The 23,056-nt window shown below is 58.9% G+C and carries 18 protein-coding genes; 2 read left to right on the top strand and 16 right to left on the bottom strand.

Features of this window, described 5'->3' with window-relative positions:
• Positions 1-30 precede the first annotated feature (30 nt).
• The gene (locus MWR57_RS04440; protein WP_423123580.1) at positions 31-1,860 is read left to right on the top strand and encodes a pentapeptide repeat-containing protein; all 1,830 of its coding nucleotides are present in this window, start codon (positions 31-33) and stop codon (positions 1,858-1,860) included.
• 82 nt (positions 1,861-1,942) lie between these two features.
• Here the strand turns inward: MWR57_RS04440 and MWR57_RS04435 are convergent, their stop codons facing one another.
• The 6 genes from MWR57_RS04435 to MWR57_RS04410 form a co-directional block, all read right to left on the bottom strand.
• Positions 1,943-2,395, bottom strand: a complete 453-nt coding sequence (locus MWR57_RS04435; RefSeq protein WP_423123579.1) for an Hsp20/alpha crystallin family protein — start codon at positions 2,393-2,395, stop codon at positions 1,943-1,945.
• Positions 2,396-2,432: 37 nt separating this feature from the next.
• On the bottom strand, positions 2,433-2,852 hold the full coding sequence (locus MWR57_RS04430; RefSeq protein ID WP_423123578.1) for a response regulator: 420 nt from the start codon (positions 2,850-2,852) through the stop codon (positions 2,433-2,435).
• Positions 2,853-2,871: 19 nt separating this feature from the next.
• Positions 2,872-4,695, bottom strand: a complete 1,824-nt coding sequence (locus MWR57_RS04425; protein WP_423123577.1) for an ATP-binding protein — start codon at positions 4,693-4,695, stop codon at positions 2,872-2,874.
• On the bottom strand, positions 4,679-7,111 hold the full coding sequence (locus MWR57_RS04420) for a hybrid sensor histidine kinase/response regulator (protein ID WP_423123576.1): 2,433 nt from the start codon (positions 7,109-7,111) through the stop codon (positions 4,679-4,681). The genes MWR57_RS04425 and MWR57_RS04420 overlap by 17 nt, the downstream gene beginning before the upstream one ends.
• A 111-nt stretch (positions 7,112-7,222) precedes the next feature.
• Positions 7,223-8,620, bottom strand: coding sequence for a phospholipase D family protein (locus MWR57_RS04415; protein WP_423123575.1), 1,398 nt, complete (start codon positions 8,618-8,620; stop codon positions 7,223-7,225).
• 58 nt (positions 8,621-8,678) lie between these two features.
• On the bottom strand, positions 8,679-10,160 hold the full coding sequence (locus MWR57_RS04410; RefSeq protein ID WP_423123574.1) for an HD domain-containing phosphohydrolase: 1,482 nt from the start codon (positions 10,158-10,160) through the stop codon (positions 8,679-8,681).
• Between the two features lie 255 nt (positions 10,161-10,415).
• Here MWR57_RS04410 and MWR57_RS04405 point away from each other — a divergent pair, with 255 nt between their 5' ends.
• The gene (locus MWR57_RS04405) at positions 10,416-11,144 is read left to right on the top strand and encodes a DUF6901 family protein (RefSeq protein WP_423123573.1); all 729 of its coding nucleotides are present in this window, start codon (positions 10,416-10,418) and stop codon (positions 11,142-11,144) included.
• A 5-nt stretch (positions 11,145-11,149) separates the two neighbouring features.
• Here the strand turns inward: MWR57_RS04405 and MWR57_RS04400 are convergent, their stop codons facing one another.
• The 10 genes from MWR57_RS04400 to MWR57_RS04355 all read right to left on the bottom strand — a co-directional run bounded on the left by MWR57_RS04400 (position 11,150) and on the right by MWR57_RS04355 (position 22,880).
• A complete protein-coding gene (locus MWR57_RS04400; RefSeq protein ID WP_423123572.1) occupies positions 11,150-12,454 on the bottom strand; it encodes a M48 family metallopeptidase in 1,305 nt (434 codons plus the stop codon).
• 207 nt (positions 12,455-12,661) lie between these two features.
• Positions 12,662-14,134, bottom strand: a complete 1,473-nt coding sequence (locus MWR57_RS04395) for a DUF3373 family protein (protein WP_423123571.1) — start codon at positions 14,132-14,134, stop codon at positions 12,662-12,664.
• Positions 14,135-14,176: 42 nt separating this feature from the next.
• A complete protein-coding gene (locus tag MWR57_RS04390) occupies positions 14,177-14,479 on the bottom strand; it encodes a c-type cytochrome (RefSeq protein WP_423123570.1) in 303 nt (100 codons plus the stop codon).
• Between the two features lie 162 nt (positions 14,480-14,641).
• Positions 14,642-15,697: a hydrogenase expression/formation protein HypE gene (hypE, locus tag MWR57_RS04385; protein WP_423123569.1), complete on the bottom strand. Its 1,056-nt coding sequence runs from the start codon at positions 15,695-15,697 to the stop codon at positions 14,642-14,644.
• The gene (gene hypD, locus MWR57_RS04380; RefSeq protein WP_423123568.1) at positions 15,690-16,784 is read right to left on the bottom strand and encodes a hydrogenase formation protein HypD; all 1,095 of its coding nucleotides are present in this window, start codon (positions 16,782-16,784) and stop codon (positions 15,690-15,692) included. The genes hypE and hypD overlap by 8 nt, the downstream gene beginning before the upstream one ends.
• Positions 16,785-16,885: 101 nt before the next feature.
• Entirely contained in the window at positions 16,886-17,158 is a 273-nt protein-coding gene (locus MWR57_RS04375) for a HypC/HybG/HupF family hydrogenase formation chaperone (protein WP_423123567.1), read from the bottom strand.
• 4 nt (positions 17,159-17,162) lie between these two features.
• Positions 17,163-19,484, bottom strand: coding sequence for a carbamoyltransferase HypF (gene hypF, locus MWR57_RS04370; protein ID WP_423123566.1), 2,322 nt, complete (start codon positions 19,482-19,484; stop codon positions 17,163-17,165).
• A gap of 179 nt (positions 19,485-19,663) precedes the next feature.
• Entirely contained in the window at positions 19,664-20,410 is a 747-nt protein-coding gene (gene hypB / locus MWR57_RS04365) for a hydrogenase nickel incorporation protein HypB (RefSeq protein WP_423123565.1), read from the bottom strand.
• Between the two features lie 7 nt (positions 20,411-20,417).
• Positions 20,418-20,756, bottom strand: coding sequence for a hydrogenase maturation nickel metallochaperone HypA/HybF (locus MWR57_RS04360; protein ID WP_423123564.1), 339 nt, complete (start codon positions 20,754-20,756; stop codon positions 20,418-20,420).
• A gap of 87 nt (positions 20,757-20,843) precedes the next feature.
• Complete coding sequence (locus MWR57_RS04355) at positions 20,844-22,880, bottom strand: ATP-binding protein (RefSeq protein ID WP_423123563.1); 2,037 nt, start codon at positions 22,878-22,880, stop codon at positions 20,844-20,846.
• Positions 22,881-23,056: the final 176 nt, after the last annotated feature.

The raw sequence follows: 23,056 nt of genomic DNA, 5'->3' as shown, positions 1-23,056 counted from the left end.
GCGGCCGCCCTGTTGTTCTGCTCTCTTTGCTTGACTGCCTCACCCCGCCAAGCCGCGGCCTACAACGAAAAAGACCTTGAGACCCTGAAAACCACCAACCGCTGTGTGGAATGCGATCTCTCCGGCGCTGATCTGCGCCGGGCAAAGCTTGCCGGCGCCCTTCTGGAACGGGCCAATCTCTCCAGGGCAAATCTGGAGAAGGCCGACCTGGAGGGCGCAAACCTCAAGGCGGTTGATCTCACCGGGGCAAACCTGACCGACGCCAGCCTGGAGGAAGCTGACCTCTACAAGGCTGACCTCACCGGCGCTTTTCTCTCAGGGGCCAACCTTAAAAACGCCTCCCTGGCCAACAGCAACCATGAGCGGGCAATCCTTGAGGGCAACACCTACACCCCCCCGGAAAATGCCCGGAAGGAACCGGAAAAGCCCCTGCCGCCACCGGTTGCCGTGACTCCTCCGCTCCAGGGCAATGGTGAACCGGCCACGCCCGTGTCCCCTCCCCAAGCAAACACAGAGGCGCAGACACCTCCTCCGCAGTCCGTCCCGGCCAAACCGGCAGCAGCTTCCCAACCGGAACCACCCCCCGCAACGAACCCCGCCCCAGTTCCGGCGGAACTTCCGCTCCCGGAAGCGAAAACACCGCGGACAGATTCACCAAGATCGGCACCCGCCGTCCTGCCCGAACCGCCACCGGAGGCACCCGCGGCGAAACCCGTTGCCCCACCTGCCCCGCAACCTGCGCGGGTGAGGGTTCCGCAAAAACCGGCGGTTCCGGTGCCCATCCCCCTGGGCGCCAGCCCCGAGATTGAACGCCTGATTGCACAAAACGGTTGCCCGGGCTGCGACTTGGCCGGCGCCGATCTGGTCGGGCTCAACCTAAATCGGGCCAATCTGGCCGGCGCCAACCTCAGCGGTGCCAACCTGCAAGGCGCCAGCCTCAAGACGGCGGACCTGGCAGAGGCACAGCTCACTCAGGCCAATCTCACCGGAGCCAACCTGGCCGGAGCCGATCTCTACAAGGCAGACCTCACTGGGGCAATTCTGACCGGCGCGGATTTTGAGGGGGCGTACCTGATGGGGACGATTCTGGAAAAAGATCGGCAGCAGGGCACCAAAGAGGATATCGATGCATTCCTCGCCCAGTACCGTGACAAAACCATTTCCGCGCCCAAGAGAAAAGACCCGCGGGAACGGGACCGGAGACAGGGGGAAACCCTGTGGGCGCCTTCTTTTCCGGCGATGCAAACAACGACGGCCATGGGCACTTCCGAGCAGGAGAACGAAATCGCCGAGGACGGCCTTGCCCCAACACCCAGCCAGCTCCCGGCCAAGGACGCGGAAGAGATCTCCGCCGCTGCCGCCCCCCTGCCCAGCGCGCCGGCCGCTGACCCAGTATCTCCGGCGGTTGCCAAGACTACCCCGGCAGAGGCCATGCCCGCCGCGGCAAGCGTCGCCGCCCCGCCCATTGCTCCCCCCGCGCCTCCGGCTCCGCCAAGCCCTCCGATCCTGGCCGCGACACCGGAACCGATACCGCCGCCGGAACCCGCCAAGCTCACTGATCTGGAGAAACTCCTGCAAGTCAACCGCTGCGTGGAATGCAACCTTGCCGGCCAGGATCTTTCCGGGAAAAAGCTGCAAGGGGCCTTTCTTGAGCGCGCCAATCTCTCCGGAGCCAACCTGCGTGACGCCGATCTGGAAGGGGCCAACCTCAAGGGCGCCAACCTTTCCGGAGCCAATCTGGAAAATGCCAATCTGGAAGAGGCTGATTTCTACAAGGCAGACCTGAGCAATGCCAACCTCAAGGGCGCCAACCTCAAGAATGCCTCGGGCCTGAAAGCAACGGGGCTCCGTCCGGAATAGAACGCCCCCGCCGCGGTGACACCGTTGCGGCAGGGGCGGGAAGAATCAGGAAAGGCCAGGCAAAACCCAGGGGGGAATTTTTTTATGATTTCGCCTTGGCGATCTTGATTTCCTTTTTTTTGCTCGTTGCCGTCTTGGGCAGGGTGATGGTGAGCACGCCCTTGTCGAATTTGGCCTCAATCTTGTCCTCGTGCACCTCCACCGGCAGGCGGAACGATCGGTGAAACGCCCCGCTGTAGCGCTCCAGATAGTGATGGTGCTCGTCTTTTTCCTCTTTTTCTTTTTTCTTCTCGCCCTCAATGGTCAACAGGTTGCCGGAGAGACTCAGCTTGATGTCTTCCGGGTCAAGTCCCGGCAACTCGGCTTTGACGACCAGCTTGTCCTTGGTTTCCGAGATGTCGGCCATCGGCGCCCACCCCTTGGTGAACATGGCGGGCAATGGCCAATCATCCAGAAACCGGTTCCACAGCCGGTCCATCTCGTTGCGCACGGTGCTGAGCTCTGAAAACGGCTTCCTTGGGATAACTTCCTTCATACCGCACCTCCTGTGATCAAGTTCCCCCCGGACTTTGCTAAGTTTTGACCGGGCCTCGCCCGTTGGTTCGTTTTTTTTTCTCAAGGATCCGGACAAGGACTTCCTCCAGATCTTCCATGGCAAAGGGTTTTTCGATGAACTCATGCACTCCGAGACGGAAGGCCTCGGCAATCACCGGCTCGGTCATGTAGGCGGTGATCAGGATTTTCTTGAACCGGGCATTGAGACGCTGGGCCCGTTTTAAAAACTCAAGGCCGTCCATGCCGGGCAGACGGTAATCGATGATGACGATATCGCAGGCGTTGCCCTTGATGATCTCCAGGGCATCCTCCCCTGTTTCCGCCGCCATGATCGTGCACTCCTCATTGGCGAAGAAGCGCTGCAAAGAATCCCTGATCAGCGGTTCATCCTCAACCAGCAACACCTTCATCCCCTGCAATCGCGCGAACAGATCCATACCGCCCTCCTCCGGGAGTTCATCCCCCCTGCTCCGGTTCAGCCGCCAGGGCAATGACAAACTCAGCGCCGCCCCAAGCGCTTTCCTCCACGGTCAGTGTGCCGTGATGGTCGGTGATGATCCGCTGGCACAGACTAAGACCGATGCCGGTCCCGTCATTCTTGGTCGTATAAAACGGATCAAAAATCTTCTCCCGCAGACCTTCCTGGATACCCGGCCCCGAATCAGCCACCCGGATCACCACCGCTTTCTTTTCGAGAGCGGTCCGCACCGATATCTTCTTGTTCTCGGCCTGACGCAGGGCCTCTGCCGCATTGGTCAGCAGATTGAGCACAACCTGTTCAATCAGGCCGGCATCAACCCGGCAGCACGGCAAATCGCAGGCCAGCTCCTTCTGCAGCTCCACCCTGTCCCTCCGCAAGGCAGCGGCGCAGAGAGCCAGAGCGTTTTCCACCGGCAGATTGACATCAACCATCGCCAGCCGCGGCTGCCCGGGCTTTGAAAAATCCATGACCCGCCGGATCACCGATTCTATTTTTCCGGAAGCAACCTTCATCTGGGCAAGAATCTCGCCCACCGTTTCCAGATTGGTCCCGCGCTCATACATCTTTACCAGGGTGTCGAGATAGATATTGATGCCGGACAAGGGGTTGCGGATCTCATGGGCAATGCCCGCGGCCACGCGCCCAAGGGAAGACATCTTGTCCTGAACCCGGATAATCTGTTCCAGCTCCCGGTTTCGGGTGATGTCGATCATGCTGACCAGCACCGTTTCCCTGCCATTATACTCAATCCTGCTGGCCCGGCAGAACACCCATTTCATGGCCTGGGGTTCGTCGCCCTTCCGCTGTGGATAAAACCGGAAGTCAAGATCCACCGAGGCTGCTTCCCCGCGGCTGACTCTGCCATAGGCCGCCTCCACCTTTTCCCGATCGTCGGGGTGCACCCCGACAAAGGCGTTCGGCCGGAACCCGGCGGGGAGAGGCCCAAAAAGTCTTTTCTGCTCCGGGTTGCGATAGATGATCGCGTTGTCCTGAATCAGAAGAATCCCGGCCAGGGAATTTTCCACCAGCTCCCTGAACCTGTTTTCGGTAACGGCCCGCTGCTCCTCAAGCTCCAAAAGATGCAGAGTCTGCCCCACATCCCGGGCGATTTCCGCAAAGAGCATCCGTTCTTCAAGGTTGTGCTTGCGGGCCGCGGAAAAGGAAACGCTTAACAGGCCGTAGAACTGGTCGCGGTGGCTCAACCTGGCGGTACAGCAAACCCCGGCCGCATCGCTTTCCGGAAGAAGACAGCCCGCGCAACGGCTTGCCGAATCGCTCAGCACCAATCTTTCTCCGGACAGGGCTTTTTTCGCGCACTCCGGGAAAAGCCCCTGCTCCATGCCCTGGCGCACCCGGGAAAACCGTTCGCCCAGACCGTTTTCGGCGCAACGGATCAGATTTCCCTCCCTGTCTATCAGGGCCAGCCAGGCACTGAAATAATGCCCCTCCTCCACCAGGATCCGGCAGATGCCCTGGAGTAATTCGTCTCGGCTTTTTCTCTCGGCCAGCCGCAGATGTATCCGGCGCATGGTCCGCACAACCATGAGGAGATTGGCCTCGCGCTCCCTGCTTTTCCTCCGCTGCACAAACCAGCGGAGCGTGAATACCCCGCCGAGCCCGCCGGACAGCAGCACGAGGCTGGTCTCCACGGGGAAAGCAGCGTTCAACCGCCCCGGATAGAAGAGGGTAACGAGGGAAAGCAGCAGAGCCCCTCCCAAAAAAGCCAGGATATTCAGGAGGCTTTTGCGCATCCGCCGGGAAAAGACTTTCGGGAGAGTAGGCTCAGTGCCCATTGGCATCAAGCGTTCGCCGCACCGCCTCTGCCAGTTTCGCGGTGCTGAAGGGTTTGAGCAGGTATTCATACACCCCCAACTCCCGGGCTTCTTCCTCGGTAAGGATATCGCTATAGCCCGTGGTTAGGATAACCGGAATGGCGGGGCGCAAGGCCAGGATCTTTTCGGCAAGCAGGGCGCCGGTCATCCCCGGCATGGTCAGGTCTGTAATGACCAGGTCAAAGGTGTCCGGAGCGGCAACAAACCTCGCCCAGGCCTCCCGGCTGTCGCCATGGGATTCAACCTGATATCCCAAGGAGCCCAGCGCTTGCTTGCCCAATTCGGCCAGGGCAGGCTCATCATCCACGAACAGGATGCGTTCCGTGCCGCGGGACATGGGCGAATCACCACCGCTCTCTCCAAGCTCCCCGGTTTCGGTGATGCAGGGGAAATAGAGATCAAAAACCGTTCCCTGCCCCGGTTGGCTGGCAACCTCAATGGCGCCCTTATGGCTTTTCACGATCCCGTGCACCACCGCAAGCCCCATCCCGGTTCCTTCCCCGGTTTGCTTGGTGGTAAAAAACGGCTCGAAGATCCGCTCCACCACCTCCTTCTCCATGCCCTGACCGGTATCGCGTACCCCGAGATGCACAGAGAGGCCAGGCCGAAGATCCGGATTCAACGCGGCGCGGGGCTCGTCAATTTCCTCGGGCGCAAGGGTAACCAGAAGAATTCCCCCCCGGCCGCGCATGGCCTGGGAGGCATTGATACAGAGGTTCATCAGCACCTGATGGATCTGCACCGGGTCAGCCAAGGCCCAACAGGGCTGGTCGCTTATTTCCTGCTTCATTTCGATGGTGCTGGGCAGGGAGGCCCTGAGCAGCTTCATGGCCTCCTTGACTATGCTGCGCAACTCAAGGGGTTCCCGCTTTGCCTCGCTGTGCCTGCTGAAGGTAAGAATCTGCGCCACCAGATCCCTGGCCCGCTTGCCTGCCCTGGTCACTTCCTCAAGCTTGGCATACACGGGCATATTCTGTTGCAGATCCAGCATGGCCAGCTCCGTGTATCCAACGACCGCGGCAAGGATATTGTTGAAATCATGGGCAATGCCGCCGGCAAGGGTGCCGATGGCCTCCATCTTCTGGGCCTGCATGAGCTGGAACTCCAGTTTTTTCTGTTCGCTGATGTCCTTGGCAAAATGGGTAACGCCGCTCATCCTCCCCTGGTCGTCCATAACCGGAGTGGCGGTGAGCAGAAAGGTCTTGCCCAAATCCGGATGCAAAATCTCCTGAGTGTAAGACTTGCGGGCTGGGGAGGCACAATGTGCCCAGCAACCCTGACAGGGTTCGGTTGCCCCCCGGAACACCTCATAACAATAACGGCCAACCAGTTCCGCCTCTGTTTTACGCAAAATCCGGCACGTCGCCTTGTTAACCCTGGTCAGGCGCAAAGAAGCATCCTGCAAGGTAACGATGTCGTCCACCGCATCGAAGGTCCGCTCCCACTCCCGCTGGGCCTCTCCCATCCGCTCCTCGGCGGAGTGGCGTTCCCGGATCTCCGCGCCGAGCTGCTCGTTTTTTTGGGAAAGCTCCGCCGTGCGCGCCACCACCATTTTTTCCAGATGGTCACGATAGCTCTCAAGCTTCTCTTCCGCGGCTTTGCGCGCGGTGATATCCTGGATGATTACAATGGCCGTTCGCTGGCCGGCATCGACAATGGGCAGCACGATCAGGGCAACCCGCCGCCCCTTCAGCAGCAGGACTGTTTCCTCGCCCAGGGCAATGGGATGCTCGCCGAGTCCGGCAAACGCATGTGCCACTTCCTGCCGCATGCTTTCCGCAAAAAAATCGAAAAAATCAGCGGCCAGGATTTTTTCTTCCCGGGCGCCAAGGATGGCAGCGCCGGCGGCATTGACATACACAATCCGCCCCTCGCCGGTGCACTCGACGATCCCTTCGCTGATATTGCCAAGAACAACCTCGAAGTGTTTCCTCGAACTCAGCAGCTCCTTGGTGATCTCTCGCTGGTAAATGCTTTCAAGCCCGACAATCCCTGAAGATAACAGATCTTCCTTGTTGTCGCGGGCGGCGAGCAACCGGGAAATATGCTGCTCGATGTCGCGAAAAGGTCCCTTGGCGATGCAGGCATTGGCGCCGAACGAAGCGCAGTCGATGTTTTCTTCCGCGGCGATGGCGGAGAGAATGATGATACAGACGTTTTTCAACTCCGGCATGGAGCGCACGATCCGGCACAGTTTGTCGCCGCTGATATGCGGCATCACCATATCCACGAACATGACGTCCGGAACAAAATCAGCAAGCACGGCAAGGGCTGTCATGCTGTCAGGCGCGGTTTTGACCTCATAGCCTTTTTTGCCCAAAAAATTGCTCATGAGCCGGAGCATCAGCGGCTGGTTGTCCACTACCAGAATCTTTTCATTCATGGTCGCCCCCAAAGCCGTATTGGCCGAGCATTCTAGCCTCCCAGCCCTGAGTATCCCCTTGGTTCATCGCATTTTTTTTATTGTAGCACAAGTCGCCCCGCCAGTGTGCGGTTAAAATGTCGACATCCCGCTCCACTCCTGAAAACGGTACAGGGCGTAGCGAAACGACGAATCCTCTGAAAACTTGGCAAAATCAAGAGAATAGTCCCCACCGTCATTTCTCCACATCCGCTCGAAATACCCGGTTGCCGAGCGGATCACCCGCGAATCCGCGGGGGCCGTCACCTCAAGGCAGGACTCCAGGTTCAGGTCGTCGAGATTGCGCCGGGTGAGATTTGCCGAGCCGCCGATGAGCACTGTCTCTTCGGGCAGGGAAATCATGGTCAGCTTGGGATGAAACTGTTCGCCGTGCGTTCCATACCAGCGCACCTGGATTGCCCCCCGGGATTTCTCCACAAGTTCCTGGGCCACCGGCCGGTTGGGAATGCCGTTTTTGCTCCGGCCAAAGGCATCCTTGTTCGGGTCAAGGAGCAGACGCACCTCGGCTCCCCTGGCTGCGGCATCAAGAAGCCCGGCGATCACCTCGCGATCGGAGAGATAGAACATGGCCATCCGCACCGAAGCCTTGTTCCCGCACCGGGCAAGGGTTGCCAGCAACCGCGCCTTGATCTTCCCTTCGGTGAGCAAGCGCAGATGCATCTCGCCGGATTGCGGGCGAACCGGAATCTCCCACCTGGGCATAGCCCCACCGGAAAACCTCGCCACCGCGGCTTCCGACTCGACAACATCCTGAACCACCGGACCTTGAGCGACAATGGCGATATTGGAATGATACGCGCTTGCGTCATGGGGATTGGCGGAGGTAATGAGTGCTTCTTTTTCGCTGGCCACAACCTTGCGGTGGTTGGCCTTGAAGTTGAACAGACTCAAATACCCCCGCAGGGTCATGGCTGGCCCATCCTGGGCAAAGGGCGACGGCAGCCAGCCATTCCCGCCGGCGCCGAACCACTGGCAAAAAAGCCGCCACCAGGCGGAATACATGAAATTGGAATCACGCAGTTTGCTGGTATCCGTGTACATGATCCGCACCCCGCCGGCCCGCAGCCTCTGGAAATGCTCCGGTTCCTCAGCGCCATAGCTCCGATTGATGGTGTCGGTGATGAGCACGATGTCCACCTGGGGCGCGCGCTGCTTTTTTTCAACCAGCCTGCGGGTCATTTCCTCGGCCAGGGCGGGGAAGCTTCCCCCCTTGGGCTGAACTCCGTTGAACAAAAAAAAGTCGAGCAGAATGAAACGCTCGGCCCCATCAATGATCCGATGGACTCGGTTGAAAATGGCTTGCTCGCGCACCCGCTGCCCGTTGCGTTGATAGGTGCAATCGGTCAGGAATTCGACGTGTGCCGCGGCGCGCACCGCCCCTTCCAGCGAGACACCCTTGGGCAGCGGTTTGTTCTGCCCGTAAATCATCAGGGACACCCAGACAACCGCCACAGCCACGATGATCTTCACGAACCTTCCTCTTCTAAAACTTCGCTGCACACGCAACACCAATCGAAAAATTGCACCCTCACACCGTTGCCAGAAAGATATCCACCAAATTCGGATCAAACTGGGTGCCGGCCAGGGAATGGATGTGTGCGGCAACCTTTTCCGGAGGCCAAGCCTCGCGGTACCGCCGGGCCGAGATCAGGGCGTCCCAGGTGTCGGCAATGGAGAAGATTCTCGCCGCCAGGGGAATCTGTTCGCCTTTCAAGCCCCGCGGATAACCGGTGCCGTCCCACCATTCATGATGGCAATACGGGATATCCAGGGCCGGGCGCAGATAATGGATGGGAGACAGCAGTTCAAAGGCAAAGGCAGGATGTTGCCGCATGATCTGCTGCTCTTCTTTGGTGAGCGGACCGGCATTCATCAAAACCGAGTCGGGCACCGCCATCTTGCCGATATCGTGGAGCAGGGCGCCCCGGCGGACATGGTCAAGCTCATCCTCCCGGATGCCAAGGGCGCAGGCGACCCGCAGGGTCAGCTCCGCCACCCGCTGGGTGTGCCCCTCTGTTTCCGAATCTCGCAACTCCAGGGCCTTTGCCCACCCCTCGATGGTGGTGTCGTAGGCCAGGGTTAATTCGATGTTCGACTCCTGGAGCTTGCGGAAGAGCGTCGCATTGTCAATGGCAATGGCCGCCTGGATGGCCAGGGCCTCAAAAAAATCAGACCATTCCGGGTCGGCCTCAAACCGTTGCCGGCTAAAAATCTCAAAAACGCCCTTCACCTGTCCTTTGGCAATCAAGGGGACGGCATAATAGGCTATGAACTTCTCATGCTGGAGCAGCTCAAGCCGGACAAAGGGGTTGGGAAGCTCGGTGATGTCGGCAATGTGAACAATCCGCCGCTCGTAGGCGGCAATCCCGGCGCCTCCCTCGCCAAGCCGCACCCTGGATTTCCGGATGCCCATCCCCTCAAAACCCCAGTCCGCCCCATGGTCCAAGGTTTGGGTGTGGGGATTGAGCAGCAGTATGGCGCCCGCATCCATGCCGAGCTGCGAAACGGTCTGCTCCAGAAACAGTTTCATGGTCAGCCGCAGGTCGAGGCTCGCGGTAATCACCAGATCGATGCCGTGCAGGGTGGTCAGATGCTGAAGCCGAGCCTTGGCCCTCCCTTCCGCCTCCAGCCGGGCGACAATCTCGCGTTCAAGTTCCGTGTTCTTTTGGACAAGGGCGGTGTTTGACCGGAGAATTTCCTTATCCGCGTCCCGGACCTTGGCAATGGTGAGCTTGGACAAGCTGATGACCAGAAAAACAAAAAGGGAGCCGCCGAGAAAGACCAGGCCGGTGACGATCTCCACTGGAAAAACAAGCTGCCTGACTTGGATGACGATAAAAAAGAGGTAGCCGGCAATAAAAAAAAGGATCAGGCCGGTCAGGGCCTGCCATTTCCCCGCGAGGGAAAGGGGAACCTGCCGCCAGGTCTGCACGCAGAGGCGCGCCGCGACACTCAAAAAAATTATCCCCGGGATAACCAGGATGGTGGACAGCAATTGACTCGGTGTCATGCAATTTCTCGACAGTGCCCGGATTTCGCCAAGGCTTTCTCTTTTTGGATACATCCCCCGAACCTGCAACCAGTGTACAGAGTGGAGGTATTAAAGTCAAAACCTGCAGGCGTCTTCACCGTGCGCCATGCCGGTTAACCGAGGGGAATCGTTGCTTTTTACAATGATTTCCCCTACCATGGAAGTATTCTTCCTCCAAGGAATGAACGGCTCCGCCGTCACCGGGGAAACAACACAGGAGAACACAGCGCCGACATGCAACCGCAGCCTTTGGTCATCGAATACAGCTTCCGTTTGCAAGATAACAGCGAAGAACTGTTTACCATCCGCCTCGACCCCCAGACCCTTGAAACCCTGCCGGAAGCCAAGGCGGAGCCCTTGCCGCACTGGACAAAGCTCTCCTTTTCCCAATGCGCCAGTTGCCCGTTGACCGAAGCCTCCTCCCCCCATTGCCCGGCAGCGGTCAACATTGCTCCCATTGTCCGGCGGGGCGAAAAGCTTCTCTCCTTTGATGTGCTGGATCTTCAGGTTACAACCGCCGAAAGGGTGATTTCCCAGAAAACCACGGCGCAAAGGGCGCTATGCTCCCTGATGGGGCTGGTTATTGCCGGAAGCGGCTGCCCACACACCGCCTTGTTCAAACCCATGGCCCGCTTTCATTTACCGCTGGCCAACGAAGAAGAAACCATCTTCCGCGCCACGGCAACCTACATGCTGGCCCAATATTTTGTAAAAACCGGGGGAGGAGAAGCGGATTTCAATCTGGAAAAATTGCGAAATCTGTACCGCACCATCCAGGAAGTCAACCAGGCCATGGCAACACGGGTGCGGAGCGGATCAAAAACAGACTCGTCCGTCAATGCCATCGTGCTGCTGGATATGTACGCCAAGGCCTTGCCCTATGTGATCAGACAATCCCTCGAAGAACTCCGCTACCTGTTCGAGCCGTTTTTGCACATCCTGGATTCTCCGGAAAAACCCTAACCTTTCTAGCGGCGGCCCGCCCCCCCAAGCGCTCTGTATCTGGCAGCCGCCGACCTACCCAGGTTGCCGCTGGGATCAGCCCCCGCCACCTGGCCATACAAGGCATGGGCTTTTGCCGGCTCTCCCGTCAACTCATAGCTTTCGGCAAGAAAAAAGGCGCTGCCCAGGGTGGGCATGAGCTTCATGCTTTTTTGCAGATGCTCCTTGGCCAAGGCGGGATTGTTCTCGCGCAGATACAGGTAGCCGAGGCCGAAATGGCTTTCGTAATACTCGCCGTCCAACTGCACGGCCCGGCTTAAACTTTTTTTGGCTTGGTCCGGGCTGTTGTTTTTCAGATACGCCATGCCCAGGGCGCTCTGCAGCAGCGCCTGCTGCGGCGCTTTGCGCACCGCCTGCTCATAAAGTCCGATCGCCCCCGCCAGATCCTTGGCCTGCTCTTTCTCCCTGGCTTTGTCGTAATCGTTGTATGCCTCGCTGGTCTTCAGCAACGGAGCCATCGCCCGCTTGAAATCCCCCTCCCCGGAACCATACGTTTCATTGTGCAAGGCCCAACTGTAGTTGCTGTCGATGTATTCCTGGTTATCCCGCATCCGTTCCCGGGAAAAGGGATGGGTCCGGAACAACCCCTGGACCCACTGGGGTTCTCCCTCCCCGCTTTTCTTGGCAAAAAATTCCTGCAACTCAACCGCTCCCCTGGGGCTGTACTGGGCCTTCACCATGTAGTCGATGCCCAGCCGATCCGCCTCCCGCTCCTCCTCCCGGCTGTATGAGCTCTCCAAAAGCGCTCCCGCCACCTGCCCCGCCTGCCGGGCCAATGCGCTGTAAGAAGTGCCGCTGCTCGAAATGGACAAAACCTGCAGGCCGATATTGAGCAGGACGCCGCGCTGCAGGTTCTGCACCGAATGCTTGGCCGTGACATGGCCAACCTCATGGCCCAACACCGCGGCAAGCTGGGCCTCGTTTTCCAGGGCAACCAGCAACCCTCGGGTGATGGCGATATTGCCGCCGGGTACGGCAAAGGCATTGGGGCTGGAGTCGTTGACAACCTTGAAAACATAGGGCAAATCAGGACGGTGGCTGACCTTGGCCAGGCGCATCCCTATTGCGGTGACATAGTTTTTGAGTCCCGGGTCGTTGTATTCCCCCTGCATTCGTTGGACCGCCTCGGGAAAGGCCTTTTTGCCCAGAGCGATCTCTTCGTTTTCAGGCATGGAATACAGGGCCAACTCGGATTTGCCGGTAACAGGATTGATAGCGCAGCCGGAGAGAAGAACGACAAGCAGCACAGAAAACAGTGAATGAATACCCATGGCAAAGCTCCTGTCAGATTGTCCGTAAAAAACGATGCGCACAATACTTGACTAGTCTATTCAATTCATCGCCCATGCGCAAGCGGGTTCGCGACATCTTTGCCGCAGGTTCAGGCCGCGGAAACGATTTGCCTTCCCTGGGAAAGGGCATAAAAAAAGGGTGGCCAGACGGCCACCCTCGGAGAACAAACCACTTTTGCCCGCGCGTTAGAAGCGAACGTCGAGCAAAAAGTACAGGTTGTCAAGCTCGGCGATGGAATCGCCGAAATCACCCAGATGCATACCGCTGTTGGTGTAGTTGTAGTCGATATGGGTGTAGCCCAGACGGCCAAAGAGATTCTCATTGAACGGCTGGATGTAGTAGAAGTCGTAGGCATCGCCACGGGTGGCCAGCTTATTGTACAATTCGGCGCTGCCCCAGGTGAAGCTGAACCAATTATCGCTACCGTGGTTGTACTCAAAGCCGACCTTGGGATTATTCCACGGCTTATACGGAATGTTGTAACGCAAACCAGTGTGGATCGCCCAACCGGAATGCTCGTCGGTATTGGCCCCGGTATTCATAAGGCCTGTGGGGCGACCGTAGGCATCGGTCACTGTATTCCCGCTCGGATCGGTCTTGTTAAGACCTGAGGAGAAAAACAGGTCAAAACCGGAATCCACAACGTTATTGGCTTGGACATGGAGACCATACAGGGTCATGTCACCGATATCAGCCTTCCCGGTGCCGCCGACATACGTGCCATCACCCACCAGATCCGCAGCCTGGAGAGCGCTTAAGACCAAGAGGCTGTCCCGCACGCCGGGAATCTCGGTTTCAAAAAACATGGCGTAAATGTTGGTGTCGTCATACATGCCACCGGCATTGTCCATGTAGCTCACAGAGGTATTGGTATCCTGATAGGCCTTGCCCCAGGCAAAACGGATGCCTGAATTCTTCCAGCCCAAGTAGCGCTCAAGACCAATGGTTGCCACCACGCCGTCCGCCTCTCCGTCAAACAGAAGAGAGGGATAGGTGGACTGGCGGAGCCGGTTCTCCTTCAACTCGGAGGGCGGGCCCTCCGAGGAGGGATGACGGCCGAAGGTCAGGGCCAACGGGATGGGCATGCCCTCGGGAATCCAGTCCACATAGGCGCGGTCCAGCTTCAAACCGCTGTCCCCAGGCAGATGGGCCGCATTGGAATCATTGGCAAACGCGTTGTTGTCGCTGTTGGCAAAATTCTTGTAGGCAGTGATACGGCCGGTGAACAACAGGTTTTTCCGGATCTCGGAATCAAGATTCAACCGGAACCGGTTGGTCCAGTGGTTGTCATTATGCTCAACCGAGCCCGCGCCGCCAAAATTCGCGTCGTTCTTCAACTTGAAGAAATCCGCCCTGGTTCGCAGCTCGGCGCCCAGGTTGATCCGGTCTTTCAAGGTTTTGGTTTCAACCTTGTCCAAGGTGTCGTAGATCGTTTCCACATCCTTGGCCAGCTTGCTCGGCATGGCGGCTGCCGTTGCCTTGCCGGAAGGGCTCTCTGCCCTTTCCATCTGGTCAACACGCTTCTGCAGAGTGTCCAGACGCTCCAAAATCGCCTTATAATCTTCTACCGGAATGGCTACCGTCTGGCCACCTGCCCCGGCAACGGCGCAGCTTGTCCAGGCCAGCAATGCACCTGCGGTCAATAAAATCTTTTTCACTTATTCTCCTCCTCCCAGTGAATATCTTTTTTCGCCAGTGAATTATTTGGGAATAACCGCGGCTGCCGGCTGATCGCTGTCGGCTGCGTGTTTCACCAAATATTTCACCACCGCCTGCAGGTCTGCATCACTCATGCCCATATCAACGGAGTGACGTCCCCGGGCAAAGTATTTTTCCCACACACTGCCGGCCTTGTCGGCAGGGTTCACAATCGCCGCCTTGCCTCCCTTTTTGTGACATGCGCCACAGCTCTGTAAAAAGAGCGCGTCCCCGCTGGCCGCCAAAGCGGCCGTAGGAAGCATCAGCGACATTGCTGTCAACATTGTTACGATTCGCTTCTGCACCAACTCACCTCCCTTTGCAAAAATTGATAACAGAAATCCTGATTCCTGAAGGTTTATACCTGTTTGCTTGAAAAAAAGTCAACATATCATCTGTGTTTTTCCATATTTCTGCCTGCCGCCGCGCCCTTATTGTTCCAGCAATTGTTCTCTCCGGGCTCGCATTCAGCAAATCCTGGGGAGCTGCTCGCCCACCGGCATATCGACAATCCGTTGCGCCCCTAGGGCGTTGCGCATGACCACCATTCCCCGGTTCTCCGCGACGACCTCGCCGATAATCGCGGCCTCCCGGCCCAAGGGATGGCTTCGCATGGCGGCCACCACCGTACCGGCAACCTCCCCGGGAACAACGGCCACCAGCTTGCCCTCGTTGGCGACATACATGGGGTCGATGCCCAGCACCTCGCAGGCCCCACGCACCTCGGGCCGCACCGGAATAGCCGCCTCCTGCAACACGATACCGACCCCGGAGGCAGTGGCAAACTCGTTGAGCGTGGTGGCGAGCCCCCCCCGGGTAGGATCGCGCATGGCATGAATAATCGGGGAGGCTTGCAGCATTCTGGCCACCAGGCCATTCAAAGCGGCCGTGTCGCTTTGCACCCGGGAGGCAAAGGAAAGCCCCTCCCGAGAGGTCAAAATCGCCATGCCGTGGTCGCCAATGGAACCGGAAAGAATGATCGTGTCTCCGGCCTGAAGATTGGCCGCGGAAATGTTCGCCTCCGCCGGAACCCGGCCCACCCCGGTGGTGGTGATGAAGAGCTTGTCGCAGCACCCCCGGTTGACCACCTTGGTATCTCCGGTCACGATCTGCACCCCGGCGCTTTTCGCCGCCTTTTCCATGGAAAGCAGAATCCGATGCAGGGTGACCATGGGCAACCCCTCTTCAATGATAAAGGCGGCGGCCAGATAGAGCGGGGTTGCGCCGCTCATGCAGACATCGTTCACCGTCCCGTTGATCGCCAGATCGCCGATGTCACCGCCTGGAAAAAAAAGGGGGTCAACCACAAAGGAATCGGTGGTCAAGGCCAAACGCCCCTGGGGGAAATCGACCACCGCCTGATCCTCCAGCCGGTTCAGAGTTTCATTGCCAAAGCGCGGCAGAAAAAACCGGCTGACAAGCTCGGCGGAGAGACGCCCGCCGCTACCGTGCGCCAGTTGGATGGTCTCGTATTCCATGATGGGCAGGGGGCAACTGAAGTCTTCCGGATTCAAATTATGCATGGGAGATCCTGTGGTATTTATAGTAAGCGGCGCAGGCACCCTCGCCGGAGACCATGGTCGCCCCCAGGGGATGCTCCGGGGTGCATTCCCGGCCAAAAGCCGGACAGCCATCGGGCTTGATCAGCCCCTGCAACACACTGCCGCTTTTGCATGCCTCAGGCTCCCGCACCCTGATGGTTTCCACGGCAAACTTCCGCTCGGCGTCATAGGCGGCAAGATGCTCCCTGATCACCAGGCCGCTGGCAGGCAGCACCCCGATCCCCCGCCAAGGACGGTCACGCACCGCAAAGACCTCGGCCATGATCCGTTGCGCCCCCGGATTGCCGTCCCGGCTCACCGACCGGCCGTATTGGTTCTCCACCCCATGCTCCCCCGCCTCAAGCTGGCGAAGCACCATGAGCAGACCGGCCAGGATATCGAGGAGTTCAAAGCCGGTGACCACGATGGGCACCTTAAATTCCTCAGCCAAAGGGACGTACTCCTGCCAACCCATGATCGTGCAGACATGCCCAGGAGCAAGATAGCCCTGCACCCGGTTGGCTGGCGAAGAGAGCAGTGCCCGGATGGCGGGGGGCACGAGAACATGACTGGCCAGCAGGCTGAAGTTCGTCAGCCCTTCGCGTTTGGCTTGCAACAAGGCCATGCCATTGCCCGGCGCCGTTGTTTCAAAACCGACGGCAAGAAAAACCACTTCCCGCTCCGGGTTTTGGCGGGCCAGGGCCACGGCTTCCAGGGGCGAATACACCATGCGCACGTCGGCGCCGGCGGATTTCGCCATGAACAGGCTGGAACTGCTGCCCGGCACCCGGAGCATGTCGCCGAAACTGGTAAAGATCACCTCGGGCCTGGCCGCGATGGCCACGGCCCGGTCAATGGTCTCCACCGGGGTCACGCAGACCGGGCAACCCGGGCCATGCACCAGCTCAACTTGGGCGGGCAACAACTGATCCAACCCATTTTTCATGATGGCATGGGTATGGCCGCCGCAAATCTCCATGACCACCCACGGCCGGGTCACGGTCTGGCGGATTTCATCAAGAAGGCGGACAGCCAGGGCCGGATCGCGGTATTCATCAACATATTTCATGGGGAGACAAAGGCCTCTTTATGTATCGCCTCTTGCAAAATTCTGCCAAATGGAATCCTCCTCCCTTGACGGGAGGGAACTTTTGGGCCTTTTGCAAGGGGCTACTTCTCCAGGGGATTGCCGAAGACATCCGTGCCCTGCGCCGCCACGGCCTGGGTCAATTCCCGCCAGGCGGCAAAACTCTGTTGCGCCTCTTCCTCGTTCAGCACCGACAGGGCAAAGCCTGCATGCACCACGGTATACTGGCCCACCGCGATCTCCGGCACATACTCAAGGCAGATCGTATTGACCGTGCCGCTGTAGTCAATATGCCCCATGAGCAGGCCGTTTTCCTGAAATATCTCCACCACCCTGCCGGGAATCGCCAGACACATACCGTCACCTTTTCTTTAACGCCTCACGGCCAATCACTGCCTGCCCCAAGGAAATGCACCCATCATTGCAGGGCAGCTTCGTATGCATCAGCACCTTGAATCCGGCCCGCCCCAGAGAGGCATTCATCCCCTCCAAAAGCAGCCGGTTCTGAAAAACCCCGCCGCTCAAGGCCACGGTACTGATTTTTTCCCTGCGCCGCGCTTCCTCGGCCACCCGGGTAAAGGCCGCAACCAGCCCACCATGGAACCTGCGGCTGATCTCGTTTTGCGCCATCCCGGCCTGCACGGCTTGCGCCACCTCCCGGATCAAGGAACGCACCGAGATTTTCAGCATGCACCCAGAGGGTATACGTTTCGTACGAGCAGACACGCTGCTCAACTCAGCTATAGCATCTTCTTCGTAGACTTCGCAGGGAAATACTTCCTCACCAAGCTCACCGCCCGCCAGTTGCATCAGCTCGATGGCGGCCTGGGCCTCATAGTGGATGGTCTGCCGACCCCCGCTCATGGCGGCCACCGCATCAAAGAGCCTGCCGCAACTGCTGGTCAGGGGGGAATTCAGCCTTTTTTGCACCATCTCAAGGATCACCCCGCACTCGTGATCAGCCAAAAAAGGCAGGTCGGGCAATGCCGCGCCGTAGGCGGCATGGAGATAGCTCACGGCTATTCGCCAAGGGGCCTGCACCGCGGCATCCCCACCCGGCAGGGGCAAGGCTTCCAAAGCGCCAAACCGCTGGCACCCACGGGCGTCTCCCAGCAAAACCTCGCCGCCCCAGATGGTCCGGTCAGATCCATACCCTGTCCCATCAAGGATAATGCCGATGGCCGGGCCTGCCTGGTGGTTCTCGGCCAGACAGGCGGCTAGATGGGCATGGTGATGCTGCACCGCCAGGGTGGGAATATTCTGCTCCTTGGCCCAGCGGCTTGAAAGATACTGGGGGTGCAGGTCATGCACGATCAGGGCCGGGTTGATTTCAAAAAGAGTTGCCAATTGGCCGAGGCTGTGCTGAAAAACCCGGTAGGCCTCGAGATTTTTCAGATCCCCGATGTGCTGGCTGAGAAAAGCGTGATTTTCCTTGAGCAGACAGACGGTATTCTTGAGTTCCGCCCCCACTCCGAGAACCATCCCCCCGGTTCCCGCCAGCAGAATGGGCTTGGGGGCAAAGCCCCGGCTGCGCCGGATCTGGCGGATCATCCCTGCCTGGAGCGCAACCACCGAATCATCGCAGGGTAGATGAATCCCGCGATCATGCATGAGAAAACAATCAGCTATACAGCCCAGACGCTGCACCGCCTCATGGTTTTCGATGCAAATCGGCTCTTCGCTGCGGTTGCCGCTGGTCATAACCACGGTGCGCACCGACCCCTGCAAGAGCAGATAGTGGAGCGGCGCATAGGGCAGCATGAGGCCAAACTGGTCGCATCCCGGGGCAACCTCTTCCGCCAACCCATGCCCCTCTTTTTTTTCAGCCAGGACAATGGGCCGCTCTTGGCTCGTAAGGGCCTGCTCTTCCATATCCCCCAACCGGCAGATCTTCCGGGCTGCGGACAGATCGGCAACCATCACCGCCAGCGGCTTGGCCTCCCTCCCCTTCCTCTGCCGCAGACAATTTACCGCCTGCGCATTGGCAGCGTCCACGGCCAGATGAAACCCGCCCACTCCTTTGATTGCCACGATCTCGCCCGTTGCCAACCGCAGGAGTGTCTCGCGAAGCGCCTCATCCCGCTGGGCCACCAAACGACCGTCCGCCGCAACCAAAGCAAGCTGCGGGCCGCAGTCGGGACAGCAATTGGGCTGGGCATGAAACCGCCGATCCGCGGGATCATCATATTCCCGCTGGCAGGGTGCGCACATGGTAAACTCGCGCATGGTCGTATGGGGACGGTCGTAAGGAATGCGCTCGACAATGGTATAGCGGGGGCCGCAGTTGGTGCAGTTAATAAAGGGATAGCGAAAACGGCGGTCGGGTGGAGAAAAGAATTCGGCCAAGCAGGCATCGCACACGGCGACATCCGGGGAGATCAGGGTGGAAACCGGGCCGGAGGCTGTCGAATGGAGGAGGGCAAATTCGCCATCATCACGCAGAGGGATGGGAACCGCAACGATCTCGCCGACCTGGGCCAAGGGAGGCGCTTCCCTTCGCATGGCGCCAAGAAAATCATCAAGCTGCGCGACCTGCCCCTGGGCCTCGATGGCAACCCCCTCCGAGGTGTTGGCCACGAAACCGACCAGGGATCGCTCTTTGGCCAGACGGTAGACAAAGGGCCGGAAGCCGACGCCTTGGACAATGCCGCTGACCGATATCTTCCAGCGCTCGATTGGCATGAATTCCTTCCGCCCAGAAATCAAGAACCAATCACGGGGCATGGACAATCATTAAAGAATACAAACCGTTAGCCTGTAAGCGATTGCAGGGTGGTGCAGATGCGCGAAAGAGGCCTGCGAAGTGTGCTATTGCACATGAGCAGGCCGATGACAAAGCAGATGCGCCGACCTGTGATCGCTTAGAGTTGCCGGCGCAGCCAGGCCAGCCAAGCGGGCATGCCCTCGCCGGTTCTGGCGGAAATCTCGAAAAACTCCAGCCGGTGGTTCACCCGTAGCGCATATTCCCGGCAGCGGGCCACGTCAAAATCAACATGGGGAAGCAGGTCGATTTTATTAATCAAACAGAGGCTGGCCGCGTCGAACATGGCCGGATACTTGAGGGGCTTGTCCTCCCCTTCGGTGACGCTGATGATCACGACCTTGGCCGCCTCGCCCAGATCAAACATGGCCGGGCAGACCAGATTGCCGACATTTTCGATGAAGAGCAGTGAGTTTTCCGCCGGCTCCATCCGGTGCAGGGCCTGGTGGACCATGTCCGCATCCAGATGGCATCCGGCCCCGGTGTTCACCTGCACCACGTCCACCCCGGTGGCATCGATCCGTTCGGCATCGAGCATGGTCTGCTGATCCCCTTCAATGACCGCCATGGGGATCTCGCCTTGCAGCTCCCGGATGGTTTGTTCGAGGATGGTGGTCTTGCCGGAACCGGGGGAGCTGACCAGATTGAGGGCCACGATTCGACGCTCCTTGAAAAACTCCCTGTTATGCGCGGCAATCCCGTCGTTTTTTCCCAGCACCGCCTCCCGCACCTCCACAACCCGGCTCGGATGCGAATGGTGATGGTCTGCCGCGCCGGAGCCCGCCCGCCCAATCCTCGTGATGGTTACGCTGTTCTCCGGCTGACTGCAGCCGCAGGAATCACACATGAATCACCTATTCTTCGTCAATGGTGAGGGAGATAACCTTCAATTCCCGCCCCTGCAGAGTTTCCACCGCATAGCCGCCGCATTGCGGGCACTGGGCAAGCAGGGACTCAAGCACAAAAGCGTGACCGCAGCCCAAGCAGGCACCGCGCGCTTCAATCTCGCGAACCACGAGACGGGCGCCTTCGGCCGGGGTGTTGCGGGCGGCGGCGTCAAAACAGAAGGCCAGCGCTTCGACCATCACCCCGGAAAGCGTACCAGCCTCAAGCTCCACCGAGGTGACCTTTTGCCCCCCGGCTGCCTGCGCTTTTTCCGAAACAAGTTCGACAATGTTTATAGCCAGTGACATTTCATGCATTGGTTCATGATACACAAAGACCGGGGTGTATTCCAGGCCGGAACGCGCCTCCGCTCATTTTCCGGCTTGCCCGACCGCTTAATCCTGGCACACAAGCTGCTCCAGATCGTCAATCTCAGGGCCACGCACCGGCAGGGTGACGATGAATCGCGCCCCCATGCCCGGAGAACTCTCCGCGGTGATGGTTCCACCGTGCCGCTCGACAATCCGCTTGCACACCGCCAGGCCGATGCCGGTTCCCTCGTAGCGGCTCCGGCCATGCAAGCGCTGGAAAAGGCCGAATATTTTATCTGCGGATTCCGCGGCAAAGCCGATGCCGTTGTCCTCCACCACAATACGGCAGAAATCCCCCGGACCGTTGCCATCGGCCCTGGGGATATTTCGACTGAAAACCACAATGCGGGGCGGCATATCCGGTTTGCTGTATTTAAGGGCGTTGGCTATAAGGTTCTGAAAAAGCTGCCTCATCTGGAGAGGATCACCCTTGATCCGGCACAGATCGGCAACCTCTACCCGCCCCCCGGTCTCGGCGAGCCGCAGCTCGAGATCGGAGATTACCTGCAACACGATCTTTGCCAGGTCAACTTCCTCTAAAGGCTGGGCCTTGGCGGAAACACGCGAATACGCCAACACCCCGGAAATCAGCTCCTGCATCCGCGCGGTGGCGGCTTCAATCCGCCGGACATATTCCAAGCCTTTTTCAGGGATGTCATTCCCATAGCGGGTCCGCAGCCTCTCACTGAAAGCCTGCACAAGCACCAGCGGTTCCCGCAGGTCATGGGAGGCCATATAGGCGAAATCCTGCAGATCCCTGTTGCTGTGGGCCAGTTCCACCGCAAACTTGTTGAGGGTTTTTTCGCTCCATTTGCTGCCGGTGATATCCCGATTGCTCGCCCTGTTGCCCAAAAACTCGCCCGAACGGTTATACACGGGCTGGCAGGTGTGCCCGATCCAGCGCTTTTTCCCGTCTTTGGTGACAATCCGGAATTCCAGCATGCACACCCTGCGCTCCGACACGGCCTGCCGGAAATGATTTTCCATCTGGGACTTGTGGTCCGGATGGATGATCTCCAGGAAGAGCCTGGGATTGTCCCTGAACTCTTCCGGTTTATATCCGGTGATTCGTTCCGCGGAAGGGGAGACATAGAGAAAATTTCCCGCCGGATCCAACCAGTATTCCCAGTCGTAAGTAAAATCCGCAACGGTGCGGAACTTTTCCTCGCTGATCAGTATCTCGGCCTCGGCCTTTTTCCGCTCACCAATCTCCGTCAACAGCACGGCGTTGGCTTCCTCCAGCTCCTCTCTTTTCCGGGCAAGACGATCACGGGAGAGCTGCAACGCCTCTTGGGCCGCATCGCGCTCCGCGACACGCCGCCGCAGAAAACCGCCGCCGAGCAGCATGCCGGTCACGCCGATGAACCAAGTCAAACCGGCCCTGACAAGATGGGAAACGATCTGTTTTTCCTCAAGGGCCAGAGCTTCCACCATGGACAGGCTGACACTGATTCCGCCCCGGAGGTCCCCCTCCTCATAGCCCTGATGGCCGTGGCACTGGAGACAGTCTTGTTTCACCAGCACCGCTTGGATCAACCGCAGATGCGGCACGCCGTCAATGTGGCTGAACTCGATTTTTTCCGGGCGCCGGGAGTGGACAAACTCCTCAAGACAGCGGCGCTCCCAGGCATCCGGCGCATTCTCCGGACGCAGCGGCTTGAGGCTGGTCATCCGGGCGCCGCCCCCATAGAAGCTTGCAAAATCCTCGCCCACCTGCCGCATCATGTAGGCAGGATTCATCAGGGTGAGTTCCCTGCCGGAGGGCGTTACCAGATCACGTTCGGGAAGATGCGCGAGATATGGATTTGCCGGAGTGCGCTCGTCGACAGGCACATACACTCCGCCATGGGAAGCCGCCCAGGTACGCAAAGCGCGGTCCTTGTTGCAGTAAGCCCGGATTTCACTGATGGCCATTTCCCGGGTGATCTGCCTGATACCGTTTATTTCGTGAAAAGAAAGTCCGCAGATGAAGAGGGTCCAAACCACGACCAGGAACCAGGTAAACCACCGGACAGGGACAGGCCTGATTTTTGAATTGTGCGGCTCTGCGGAATCGCTCACATACCACCAAGAGGTTAGGAAGATTCATTCCCGGCTTAAAGACACGACAAGCTCATGGGCACGGGACAAACACAACGGCGGAACGGCGAGCCCACTCGAACCCCTGCCGCAAGGGCTTTGACAACTATACCGACCCCCGATCCTCTTGACCAGACAAGAAAAGCGCAATGACTCTT

Origin of the sequence: Hydrosulfovibrio ferrireducens, from assembly GCF_046883345.1 — a bacterium.
GTDB lineage: Bacteria > Desulfobacterota > Desulfobulbia > Desulfobulbales > Desulfurivibrionaceae > Thiovibrio > Thiovibrio ferrireducens.
The sequence above is the reverse complement of the archived record's forward strand: the minus strand, read 5'-3'. Positions and strand labels throughout refer to the sequence as shown.